Source organism: Pelotomaculum propionicicum (genome assembly GCF_004369225.1).
Lineage (GTDB): Bacteria > Bacillota > Desulfotomaculia > Desulfotomaculales > Pelotomaculaceae > Pelotomaculum_B > Pelotomaculum_B propionicicum.
Genome location: NZ_QFFZ01000027.1, coordinates 35,983 through 48,202, shown reverse-complemented (window position 1 = coordinate 48,202; position 12,220 = coordinate 35,983). Strand labels below are relative to the sequence as shown.

General features: G+C 53.0%; 9 protein-coding genes. All 9 read right to left on the bottom strand.

The window, feature by feature from the left end:
• Window positions 1–221: hypothetical protein (locus Pmgp_RS20095; protein ID WP_205078022.1), on the bottom strand; the 221-nt coding region annotated here is incomplete at its 3' end.
• Complete coding sequence (locus Pmgp_RS12100) at window positions 194–2,128, bottom strand: magnesium chelatase subunit D family protein (RefSeq protein WP_134214242.1); 1,935 nt, start codon at window positions 2,126–2,128, stop codon at window positions 194–196. The genes Pmgp_RS12100 and Pmgp_RS20095, both read right to left, overlap by 28 nt.
• A 20-nt stretch (window positions 2,129–2,148) precedes the next feature.
• The gene (locus Pmgp_RS12095; protein WP_134214241.1) at window positions 2,149–3,177 is read right to left on the bottom strand and encodes a magnesium chelatase ATPase subunit I; all 1,029 of its coding nucleotides are present in this window, start codon (window positions 3,175–3,177) and stop codon (window positions 2,149–2,151) included.
• Window positions 3,174–4,283: an adenosylcobinamide amidohydrolase gene (locus Pmgp_RS12090; RefSeq protein ID WP_134214240.1), complete on the bottom strand. Its 1,110-nt coding sequence runs from the start codon at window positions 4,281–4,283 to the stop codon at window positions 3,174–3,176. Before Pmgp_RS12090 ends, Pmgp_RS12095 begins: the two co-directional genes overlap by 4 nt.
• Before the next feature lie 38 nt (window positions 4,284–4,321).
• On the bottom strand, window positions 4,322–5,086 hold the full coding sequence (locus Pmgp_RS12085; RefSeq protein ID WP_134214239.1) for a carbon-nitrogen hydrolase family protein: 765 nt from the start codon (window positions 5,084–5,086) through the stop codon (window positions 4,322–4,324).
• 1 nt (window position 5,087) lies between these two features.
• A complete protein-coding gene (locus Pmgp_RS12080; RefSeq protein WP_134214245.1) occupies window positions 5,088–6,152 on the bottom strand; it encodes a radical SAM/SPASM domain-containing protein in 1,065 nt (354 codons plus the stop codon).
• Entirely contained in the window at window positions 6,152–9,865 is a 3,714-nt protein-coding gene (gene cobN, locus Pmgp_RS12075) for a cobaltochelatase subunit CobN (protein ID WP_134214238.1), read from the bottom strand. Before cobN ends, Pmgp_RS12080 begins: the two co-directional genes overlap by 1 nt.
• A 72-nt stretch (window positions 9,866–9,937) precedes the next feature.
• Window positions 9,938–11,137 (bottom strand): ABC transporter ATP-binding protein, encoded by a 1,200-nt coding sequence (locus Pmgp_RS12070; RefSeq protein WP_134214237.1) that lies wholly within the window; start codon window positions 11,135–11,137, stop codon window positions 9,938–9,940.
• Entirely contained in the window at window positions 11,134–12,162 is a 1,029-nt protein-coding gene (locus Pmgp_RS12065; protein ID WP_134214236.1) for a FecCD family ABC transporter permease, read from the bottom strand. Before Pmgp_RS12065 ends, Pmgp_RS12070 begins: the two co-directional genes overlap by 4 nt.
• Between the last annotated feature and the right edge of the window lie 58 nt (window positions 12,163–12,220).

The window sequence follows — 12,220 nt, the reverse complement described above, 5'->3', positions numbered from 1 at the left end:
GGTTGATCGCCTCCTATAAGTGACCGCCTTCTTGGTTGCCCAGTTATTACCAGTTGAGTATCTGGGATCAGTTTTTTATTGCCTTTTTTGCTTTCCCAGGACAAAATATTTTCCAGTTTTCTCGAAAATGGTGCTTGACATTTTACCGCTGGGCTTTTATCCTGTCCCACACAATTAATAACCGGTCCTGAAGCTATCTGACCAGGCCCTTTACTGAACAAGCTATCCGGCCGGCTTCGAGCTCATCGAGTTTTTGATAATCGGCCTTCATGGCTTCTGCAATTTTGCGGGCCAGACCCAGCTTGATATAATCCCTCTCGGTATCGATGACCAGGCTTTTGATGCCTTCCGCCGCGATTTTCCGGGCTGCGCGCAGGGCGTCATCAACAGGGTCGCCCCCGGTTAGCGGCACATTGGCCCTACCGTCCGACACCACCACAATAAACGGTATAGCATCGGGGTCCTTAAGCATGACCGCCTTGATCAGCTCATACCCGAGACAAAGGCCGGCCGCAAGAGGCGTCTTGCCTCCCGTTGGCAGGTCCCTCAGCTTTTTCTGCGCCAGGTCAACGCTTCTGGTCACTCCCAGGAGCAATTCCGCCGTATTCTTTCTAAAAGCCAGCATGCCGACCTTGTCTCTTTTCTGATAGACATCATTCAGCAGCGACAGAACAGCCCCCTTCACCGCTTTCATACGTTGGTTGGCGCCCATTGATCCACTGGCGTCGACAATAAAAAGAATGGTGCTGCCGGTTCGACGTTCCCTGACCTTTTCCCGAACATCGGAATTACGGATGGCCAAGGCCAAACCGTTTTTTCCCCTTTCCCTCTGAAATAACGCAGCCGCCCTGATTGTAGCGTCAAAAGCGATATCCCGCAATTTCCCTCTTGGAAAAGTATATCTGACATATCTCCCGTGTTCCGGGCCGGTAATTGTTTTGCTTCTTTTCCCGCTGCCCCTGCGCTTCCTCCTGTCTACCGGTTTGATCTCCAGGGGCTTTATAATAAAAATCTCTCCGGGTTCCTGGATATCATCATCGTTTTCACCTGCAGCCGCGGATTCTTCGTGGTTGTTTTCACCACTGTCCGGTTCACTGTTCCGGGTAGAGGAATCACCCCCACGATCCATATCCCGTCCCTGATTATGATTTTCTTGCTGCTCACTATTTGGTTGGTCCCGGCCTTCTTCCGGACTTTCAGTATCCTTTTCACGTTGACCGGCGTCAGTGCCGTCATCCTGGGGATCTTGCTCCGGCAAACATACACTTGCTGAAGATTTTTGCCTGACCCGGTGGGGCAGCGCAAACCCGGCCGCCTCTTCGATATCTTTGACGGTGAGATAAGTCCGGCCGCAAAGCGCGGCAATAGCCTTGGCTGTTTCCAGGACGGCAAGCTCCGCCCTGTGGCCTGCGCAGTTCTCTTTTTCGGCAATCCGGGCAGCCAGTCTCACTGCGTTTTCACTGACCTGGACCAGATCAACCTTGTCCCGGGCCAGGGCAATTTGTTCCTTGATCTCCACGGCTTTTTCCAGCCACTGCCCAACATATGCCGCCGGGTCTCTTTCATACTTGAGCCGTCTTTTAATGACATCAACCCGCAGGTTTAAATCCTCCAATCCCTTGACCTCTACATAAAGCCCGAACCGGTCAATAAACTGCGGCCGCAGCATCCCCTCCTCGGGATTCATGGTTCCGATGAGTATGAAGCGCGCGGGATGGCTGAAGGATATCCCTTCTCTCTCCACCTTGTTGACCCCGGAAGCCGATACTTCCAGAAGGCAGTTTACGATGTTGTCACTCAACAGATTGACCTCGTCCACATACAGAATGTTGCCGTGGGCCTTCTGCAAAATTCCCGGCTCAAAGACTTTCTTCCCTTCTTTGATCGCCTTTTCCAAGTCCAGGGTCCCCACCAGCCGGTCCTCGGTTACATTGAGCGGGAGTTCCACCACTTTCATCCCCGGCAGTAAAGCCGCCATTCCTCTGACAAGAGTAGATTTCGCGGTCCCCTTCTCGCCGGAAATCAGTACACCGCCAATTAACGGATTAACAGTATTCCACAACAGCGCTTTTTTAACAGGATCTTGTCCTTCCACGGCGGGAAACGGGAAAACAAAGTTACGCCCCATATGATTCCATCCTTGCCATCTTATTGTTGAGCAAACAAAGCCTCGACTTCTTCATAATCGAAAGCTCCTTCTTCGAACGGCTTACGCCGCATACGGTGCGGCAAGGCCAGCATGGCGGCCCTTTTCACATCATCCAGGGAAGCCTTTTCACGACCGTTCAGCGCAGCCAGAGTCAGCGCTGCCTTGATGGTTGTAATATCCGCCCGGTGGCCGTCAACATCCAGCTTGATGGCCACCTGCGCCACCAGCGCCAACAAATCATCACCGATGGCAACTTGCGGCAGCAGCTGCCGCGCCAGCATAATGCGCTGTCCCAACTCTTCCTGCTCTTTCTGGTATTGTTTGACAAAATTCTCGGGATCCTGTTCGTAAGCCAGCCGCCGTTTGATGACTTCCATTCTTTGTTCAGTCTGATGTTCACCGGCCACCATTACTGATAATCCGAAGCGGTCCAGCAGCTGAGGCCGAATGTCACCTTCTTCCGGATTCATGGTGCCCACCAGCACGAATTGCGCCGGATGAGAATACGACACGCCTTCCCGCTCCACAGTATTAAATCCCATGGCGGCCGCATCCAACAGCACATCCACTATGTGGTCATCCAGTAAATTGATTTCGTCGACATATAGAATGTTCCGGTTGGCCTGGGCTAAAATGCCGGGTTCAAATTTTTTTTCACCATGCTTGATAGCATGCTCAATGTCCAGCGTACCGACCACCCGGTCTTCCGTTGCGCTGACCGGAAGCTCGACAACCCTCATTTTTACAATATGCGAAGTCAGCATTTGCCGCTCTTCAACTTTGGCCAGGCAGCCTTCGCACATGTCACTTTTATCCTGCGGATCACACCGGAAAGGACAGCCTCTCACAGCTTCCATAGCCGGCAGCAAATCAGCCAAAGCCCGGACCGCGGTTGATTTGGCCGTGCCTTTTTCACCCTTGATCAGTGCGCCGCCTAGCACAGGATTAATGACATTCAGCATCAGCGCCAGCTTCATATTCTCTTGGCCGACAATTGCTGTAAACGGATAAACAGTTGTTTTTTTCAACCCGCATTATCTCCTTGGCTTAATAAATTAACTTTTATAATATTGATAAATAACCTCGTCCATGCTTTAATGTACTCTTCAAGCTCAGCGCCTTCAATCATCGTCAACGGAACGCCAAACTTACCGGCAGCCAGAGCCAACAATTCGTCGCCGGCTTGCCTGGCTTCCCCTCCGGACAGCAGCCCCCAAAGAAGTTGATCCAGCAAATGAACATATAAAGAGGTGTAGGTCACCAGTTGCTGCTCCCGGTCTGCCTGATGCAAATACTCCAAAAACTGATGTTTCACAATTGGCCGGCCTTTACCCGCCGCATAATCCTGCCACAGCGTCTCTTCGTTTACGCCGAAGCGCTTCAGGCGCCGCAGGACACTGTGCTGCATTAGCGGCGATAAACCTGTCTGCCTTAACAGCGCTTCTTTAACAGCCCGCTTCACCGTAAAGCCGATCAACTCGCCCAGCTTGGAGTGCTTGCCCGCGCTCTCCAAATACAGCTCCGAAGCTGGATTGGCAATGACAATGGTCTGGTCTGTCCCCGAACCTGTCGCCAGTCCGTTGGAATAATTGCTACCGGCCATCAGCTCTTGCAGCGCCGCCGTTTTTGCCTCCGTGCAGGTCACCAGCGCTCTGGCCAGGATGCCGGGAGGCATATCGGCGTCAATCACCAGCATAATGTTGATGGTTCCCGGCTTATGCAGTTTACTTTTATCAACAGGCTGAAAATATTCAGCCGGATCCCCCGCACGCCCGCCGTTGACTTCCACCCCGCCGGTCACGATCGCCGTTACTGTCAGGCTTTCATACTTGCTCATATTGATAGCCGCGTTTTCCATCTGCGCGGCTGTTCCCATACCGGTGACCGTTTCCGGATTAAGCCCGATCTCCTGCGCAACCAACCACATATGTTCTTCATAAGTTGGAGCGCGCAGCATACAATCCGTACCGGTTTCGTCATTGCAGTCATGATTAAAGACAGCTGTCAAATCTTCCCGGTAACCCCCGTTTAACACCGATGTGCTGAGAACTTTGCGCGGCTGTTCAAACTTCACAACAATCCTTTTATCATACCGGTTGACGGCATCGCCGGTTGATAATGTACAGATCAACATCTTACGCCATCTCTCCTCCGCTTTGTTTGAAATATCATTTAAACCGCAATCACCGTAAACTGCGTCGACATAGTGGATTTCCTGTCGTTATCCCAGTCGAAAAGCAGCACAGCCTGTTGTAAACCGCTATAGCTGAACAGAGTCTTCCCGCCGGCGACCACCACACTCTGCGCCTGGCTGAGGTCCAGCTTTTCCTGATTGCCTGTCTGATTACAGACCCAGACAGGCAGGCCGGTGGCCTGGGAACACCTTTCCCAGCAATCGCCCGGACCGTGCTCACCCGGAGGCCAGGCCGCCGATACCACAAGGACTTCGGCTCCCTTATCCTTTAAAGCCCGGGCTTTGTCGACGAACCAGGAATCAGCGCAGACCATAATCCCGGCTTTCATCCCCGGGCAGGAAACCGGTTCCAGTTTATCTCCCTCTGTCACCCAGGCCTCAGGCCCCATCTTATGTGACCGCGTTTTCCGGTGGCGGCCCAGAACACTTCCTTCCGGACCAATAACCAGACAGCTGTTATAATATTTACCTGTCCCGGCATCTTGCTCCGCACACCCAAGAAAGAGCGTCAGCCGGCGCCTGGCAATCAGCCGGCTAACAGGCGCCAGTGACTGTTCCGGTTGTACGGCAATGTTCAGTGTTTCGGTTTTTTCAGCAAAGAAATAGCCTTGCAGCGCCATTTCGGGTGTAATAATCCAGTTCGCCCCCTCTTCCGCGGCCAAAACGACGGCCTGCTGCAAAAGGGCCAAATTGGCCTCCTGCGGTCCACTGCTCAAATTAAAATGCAACAATGCCAGTCTCATTTCATTTTTCCTCCTGTTTCCGATGTTCCTGATACCACTGAATACACACCTGTTTCAGCGCGCATTCCGCTTCATAGGCCTTGCCGGCGCAGCCGGAACCGTACCAGCGGGCAAAACAGCCTCCGCCGCACAGGGGAAAAGCAGGGCATTCCCGGCAAAAGATCATGCTGTTCCGGATCAACGCCGCAACGGCCTGCCGTCTGCCTTCATCAATACCATGCGCTGCATCTCCCAGCCGGAAATCCTCGTCTCCAACCAACGAGGAACAGGCATAAATTCCCCCCTTTGCATCCACAAAGGCCGCCTCTGCGTTCATCGCATGGCAGTGCCCAAAACCCCGCGCCGTTCCCCGTGACAGGGTTTCCACCCGCTCCAGCTGTGAAATCAACATAGTTCTTCCGGTCTGCCCGGCCAGTCTCTCCGCCGTTTGGAGGGCTTCCAGCAGGCCCTGCGCCACCGCCTGGGCCGGGGGCGGCGTCAGCATTCTCCCCCGCCCCTGGCCGCGCAGCAGATCGAACCCGATGCGCCGGACATTCCCCAGATAATAGGCCATCTCCACGACGCCCGCCAGCTGGTTGACATTCTCATTGGCAACGACGCAGGTTATGCCGGTTTCCATCCCCTGGGCGGCCAGATGTCCGGCGCCGCGCAATATCTGAGCGCTGGTTCCCCTTCCGTCCGGAAAGCGGCGCAAACAGTCATTGGCCCCCGGCCTGCCGTCAAGACTGATGCCGACACCCACCCGCGCCTCCCGCAGATACAAAACCATTTCCCTGTCCAGGAGCGAGGCATTGGTCTGCAGCTGCATCACTGCCGGAATCTGCCGCCGGCGCACATAGCGGACGACCTCCCGCAGCAGGTCAAAGGCCAGCAATGGTTCACCGCCGCTAAATTGCAGCACAAAAGGCTCGCCGCCCCCGGCCGCCAGGTTGACCGCCCGCATGGCGGTATCCAGGCTCATCATGTCTTGCGGATGCGCCTGGGCATAACAATACCGGCAGGCAAAGTTGCACCGCCCCGTCAGACTGAGCGACAGCATTCTCAATGGTCTTTTTTTATCTGTCATCACCGGTCACTGCGCTCTTCCAGCTCCCCTTCGATGGAAAGATAAAGTTTTTGCAGTTCTTGCCTGGTCTGCTCATCTGCCTGCCACAAACCGCGCTGGGAAGCTTCCAGCAAGGTTTCCGCAATCCTCTGCAGCGCCCAGGGGTTCACTTCTTTCATCCATTCCTGCATGTCCTTATCAAGGGCATATTTTTCCGCGTACTTTTGGTACATCCAATCTTCCATTACATCACTGGTGGCGTCCCATTGATAACTATGCGCCACGTAATTGGCCAAATCAGCCGCCCCCTTGTACCCGTGCCGCTTCATTCCTTCGATAAACTTGGGATTAACGGCTTCGCCGCGGAATAAGCGTTTGACTTCCTCCTGCACGCTGCGCATCATTACTTTTTTCCGGTCTGAACTGTCGCCGCAATACGAACGCGGCGCCTGTCCCTTCAGACTGCGAACCGCGGCAATCATGCCGCCATGATAAGCATTGTAGTCATCCGAGTTCAACATGCTGATTTCACGGTTGTCTTGATTTTGAATGGTCACGTCGAGACTGCCCATGCGCAGGCTGAAGAGTTCCGGCAAGAAAGTCCCCCTGGCTTTGGCGCCATAGGCATGGCCGCCCCAACGCACATATACCTTGGCCAGATCATCAATGTTCTCCCAGTTTTTTGCTTCCAATACATCGCCTATTCCCGCGCCATAGGTCCCGGGCGGGTCGCCGAAAATGCGGTAGCTCGCCTGTTCCCAGGCTTGATCGCTCTCCATCCCTTCCTGCTCCATCTTCTGTGCGTCTTGCAGCACATGCTTACGCACATAATTAATTTCCGGACCTTCGTCCAAATTGGCCACAAGTTCGACTGCCTTGTCCATCCAGTTAACAGCCATAGGCATGCTGTCACGGAATAGTCCGCTGATACGGGCCGTTACATCAATACGGGGCCGTTTCAGCTCAACTATGGGTATAACCTCCAGGCCCACCACCCGCAGGCTGCCCCGCTGCCATACGGGACGCACGCCCAGGAGATATAAGAATTGGGCTATGCACTGGCCGTGGCTGCGCTCGTTGCTGGTAGCCCAGACCACAATGCCGACGCTTTCAGGATAACGTCCTTCTTCGGCAATATATCGTTCAATAACATCGGCGCCCATCGTCTTGCCGATTTCCCAGGCCGGAGGCGTCGGCAAGGTACGGGGATCGATGCCGTAAAAATTCCGCCCCGTCGGCAAGACATCCGCCATACCGCTGGTGGGAGCGCCTGCCGGCCCCGGTTCCACGTAGTATCCTTCCAGAGCCGCCAGCAAGTTGGTGACTTCTTGTTTTGTTTTTTCCAGGTTTGGCGCTAACGTCCGGCAAATATAGCGGGCCACGCTCAGCAGTTGCTCACGCAAGACCTGGTCTAAATTGCCGGCCCACGGTAAATCCAGCACGGCTTCCGCCTGTTCCGCAGAAAAGTTGCGCCCGGCCAGCAAGAGAATGATTTGGCGGCTGCGCTCACGGATTTCGTCGATCAGAGCTCCACAGGTCTTGCTGCCGTCAGGCAGCATTTTACCGCTCTGCTCCAGCAGTTCATAATAGTCAAATCCGTACATAGCGGCCAGTGTCTGGGTCAACGAAGGCGTTTCCCCGTTGTCCATGCGGGTCAGCGCCAAAAGGTACTCCACCAGATTCTCATCCCGGGGCGGACAGCCCAGCACATGGAGCCCCACCCGGATCTGCATATTCTTAATATCGGTTATATAAGCATGCAGGCGCTGGACATAGTCATCAAAGGGCTGCTCCGGGCACTCGGGAATATCATCCTGCAAATCGGCCTCCCGCGCTTTTTCCCGGATAAGATTAACCATCACCTCCGCATTGTCGGGCTGGTTCTGTTTGAAATGAGCATATTCGTCCAGCAATTTTTCCAGTTCGGCCAGTTCATCATAGGCGCCGGCATTGCTCATCGGCGGGGTCAGATAGCTGATCAGACAGGCGGCGCCGCGCCGTTTAGCCTGGATGCCTTCGCCAATAACGGTGATCCAATAGGGGTATATATTCGGCAAGTCCCCGATGGCTAAATCGGGGTAACATTGGCGCGACAGCCCGGCGCCTTTGCCAGGCAGCCATTCCAGGGAACCATGCGTGCCGACATGGATGACGGCATCCGCCTGCCAAATATCCCGCAACCAGTGATAATAGGCAAGATAATGGTGGGTCGGCGCGCAATCCGGCGAATGATAAATCTTTGCCGGATCTTCGCCAAAACCGCGCGGCGGCTGAACTGTGATAAAGATATTGCCGCTTTGCATGCCGGGCACTAAAAGGTTCCCGTCGTATTGAAACACATCACCCGGGGGCGTACCCCAGTCACGCGCCAGTTGAGCCTGGGTTTCCTCCTCCAAATTGTCAAAGAACCGCCGGTATTGCTGTCCGCTCAGTTTTTCAGCCTGCCCAATCTGCTCTTCTGTGATGTAACGCCGGTCATTGGTGGCGTGCGCCACCAGTTCATTCATAAACGACTGACTATCATCAGGAATGTGGTCGACCCGGTAGCCGCGTTCCACCATTTCAGCCAGCAAAAGGCGGATGCTGTCCGGTGAATCCAACCCGGCCGCGCTGCCGATATTCGAATTGGTGGGAGGATAATTATGAAAGATGATTCCGATCTTTTTCTCACTGTTTGCTTTATGACGCAATTTAGCCCACTTTCCGGCTTTGCGCGCCACCATGTTGATGCGTTCCGGAATCGGCAAGTATACTGCGTCGCCGTCGGGCATATATTCCCTGCCGGCCACAGGCGCAGAATGGATAATGCCGTCAAACTCCGGCATGGTTACGCTGACAGCGATCTCCATCGACATCATGCCTTCAATGGAGTTTTTCCACTGCTCCCGCGGACGCAGCAGTGTATATGCCTGCAGTACCGGCGCCTTTAACCGCTCCAGGGATTTTAGGTCAATCGCCCGCGTCGCCGTAAGGGAGAATTTTATCGTGTTAATCAACACATCAATCACCGGCATGTCCTGTTCATAAAAGAACGTCTGCATTGCTTCAGCCAAACCCGGCACATTCAATTCCGGATCCGCCACACCCTGGCTGAACACCGCCACCGCATTCATACCCTGCTTTTCGATTTCCTCCACCAGGGCGGCCTGATACGCCGTATCCCCCCACACCCACTCGTCACGATAAAACAGAACCCCTGCCGTAGGCCGGTCCGGCCGGCAAAACAAACGGCGGTATTCCGCGCTGTCCGTAAATGCTTTATCCGCTCTGGGGTGGAAGATACCGTTCCATATCAACGGTTGGGGCGGCTGATAATCACATACATCCCGGCAATAGACGCTGCTCAGCCAAAACCAGAGATTCCGGTAGTTTTCAATGCCGCCGTACAACAGGTATTTTTGCAGCGTCTTCCTGTCTTCCGGCGTAATTCCATAACATAATTCCCCGGCGCCGGGATCGGGAATCAGCATGATATATGTAATTTTATTGCTCTGTAAAAAATCGGCCGCTTTTTTGAGAAAATCCGTATTCAGGCCGCTGCCCATCCATGTGAAAACAATAACATCACTTGCCGCAAAAGTCTCTTGCCATTCATCCCCCCAGATAACGGCATCGGTCAAAAACACCGTCCGCCCTTCAGACTGCAAACTCTTCTCCTGGAGTAAATTATCCCGCGCCCGTTCCAGCATTACATACTGGCGTTCCATATTGGTCAGGAATACAATACGTCCCATTTTCTCCCTCTCTTCCTGATTCATTATTGTTTTGCTGTCTCCATAAACAGGATGCCGGGCCCCGCATGTTATTTATCGGCCCCTTGCATTCAGCTTTTCCACCATTGCAACTATGGTGGGAAAATACTTCAGCCTTGCGTCATCGGCTCCGTATAACCTCCGGGCTTCCTGTTTGCTGCGCAGGCAATAGATAATTTTATCACGGGCCAGGAGCTGCTTTATGATCTCTACGTTGCGCCTGTTCAAAGAGCCTATCGGGCACCCGGCATCAATAACGCAATCTGCCTGCTGGCCTAAAATAACTGCCTTATTCAAAGAGGCGGCGCTGATTTCTTCAAAGGGTTTCTCACTGATGACAGTGGCGCCTAAAGCTTTGCCTACGTGATAGTCGATGTCGTTCTCATGAATTACGCCGGTTATAACACTAAAATTAAATTTATTAAGCAGCCGGTAAACAGGCGCGCCGCTGCCGGCGCCGGCCAGGACATAGACCCTCGTACCCCCGCTATTCCTCAGTTCAATGCCGCCCAGGTAATTGCTGAAATTTGCCGACTCTATATCGTAAAGCTCTGCCACCATTTCTTCGCTCAGGATCTCTTCCGGCGCCCCATAAGTAAGTATTCTCCCGTTTTTAACAAGAAGCGCCGTTTCGCAGCTCTTTAAGGCTAAATCAATTTCGTGCAGGGAAAGAATCACGGTAATACCTTTTTCCTTGGTTAGCTGCCGCAAAATTTTCATTACTTCCAGACGGTGTTTTACATCAAGGTGAGAAGTTGGTTCATCCAGGATGATTACTTCAGGCTCCTGTACCAGCGCCCTGGCAAGCAGCACTTTTTGTTTCTCTCCGTCGCTCAATTCATCAAAGTATCTTTCCGCTAAATCATGCGCGTTAACAAGACACAGCGCCTCCCAGGTTTTCTGTATGTCTTCCCCGGACAGACGCCCGAAAAAGTCTGTATAAGGGTATCTGCCCATCGCGGCAACATCGAATACTGTAATCAGGCCCGGGGAAAGACGTTCTGTTAAAACCACCGCCATCGTCCTGGACAATTCTTTTGGTTCCATGCGGTAAAGCAAATTACCCTTAAGAAACACCGAACCTTGCAACGGGGCCAGCAGCCCCGCCAGACAGCGCAAGATGGTCGATTTGCCGGAGCCGTTGGGACCTAAAAGACAAATGAATTGGCCTTTTAACGCTTCCAGGTTAATCCCGCCGACCACCGTCCTGCTGTCATAACCCACCGCCAATTCCTTCGCTTGCAGCACATTCATAAGCTAGTCCTCCTTTTCATAAGTAAAACAATAACGATCGGTGCGCCTATTAAAGAGGAAACGGCACTGATCGGCAGCTCTACAGGAGAAAAGGTAATCCTGGCCAGGAAGTCACATAAAGTAGTAATCAATGCCCCCAATATAATCGTTGCTGGAATGAGAATCTTGTTGTCTGAAGTGCCCAGCGTCAACCGTGCAAGATGAGGGGCGGCGAGACCGATGAAGGCCACGGGCCCTGCGAAAGCCGTTACCAAAGCTGCGAGCGCGCTGGAAATCAGAACAATAAAAATCCGCAGTATCCTAATATTCACTCCCATACTCCGGGCGTAATTCTCTCCCAGCAGCAAAGCATTAAGTGACTTGCAAAAAAGATAAGCAATAACCATGAGGACCCCGCCTGCTATCGCCTGAATTATCACCTCGTCCCAGCCAAAGCCGGAAAAACTGCCCAAAGTCCAAAGGACAAAATTATGTAGATTTTCCTTTTCCGCAAAGGCCACTAAAATACTGCTTACCGCACTGCATATATAACCAATCATTAAACCAATCACTAACAAAGTTACGACTTGTTTTACCTTGCATGATATAGCCACAATCAGGAGCACCACAGCCAGGGCGCCGACAAGGGCGCCTGCGCTCAGCAAATATGACGGGATTGTCCCTATTCCCAGAGTAAACCCTGTCAGCATCAGAACAGCCACAATCAGAGTGGCGCCGGAAGAGACTCCCAGTACATAGGAATCAACAATGGGGTTGCGAAAGAATATCTGCAACAGCAGGCCGCTGACAGCCAGCGCCGCGCCACCCAGTACGGAAGCCAGGGCACGGGGGAAGCGGATATCCCAAACCACCTTATTGTAAACAATGTTCTCCCCATGGCGCAGCAAAACATTAACCAGGTCCTGCAACGGGATCTGAACCGAGCCATATACGATACTTAATATCACAAACAAGATCAGCAACAATCCAAACAGGACAAACAGCAACAATATTTTACCAGTTCTACCGATATGGAATTTAATCAAAAACACCTCCTCGGGGAACCAATCAGGTCCTTTGGCAGTATCATCTGTTTTTCTTGAT

Bases quoted from the DNA above. Each gene is read 5' to 3' on its own strand.
- Pmgp_RS12100 (WP_134214242.1), bottom strand. From the start codon at position 2,128: ATGGGGCGTAACTTTGTTTTCCCGTTTCCCGCCGTGGAAGGACAAGAT.
- Pmgp_RS12090 (WP_134214240.1), bottom strand. From the start codon at position 4,283: ATGTTGATCTGTACATTATCAACCGGCGATGCCGTCAACCGGTATGAT.
- Pmgp_RS12085 (WP_134214239.1), bottom strand. From the start codon at position 5,086: ATGAGACTGGCATTGTTGCATTTTAATTTGAGCAGTGGACCGCAGGAG.
- Pmgp_RS12080 (WP_134214245.1), bottom strand. From the start codon at position 6,152: ATGACAGATAAAAAAAGACCATTGAGAATGCTGTCGCTCAGTCTGACG.
- cobN (WP_134214238.1), bottom strand. From the start codon at position 9,865: ATGGGACGTATTGTATTCCTGACCAATATGGAACGCCAGTATGTAATG.
- Pmgp_RS12070 (WP_134214237.1), bottom strand. From the start codon at position 11,137: ATGAATGTGCTGCAAGCGAAGGAATTGGCGGTGGGTTATGACAGCAGG.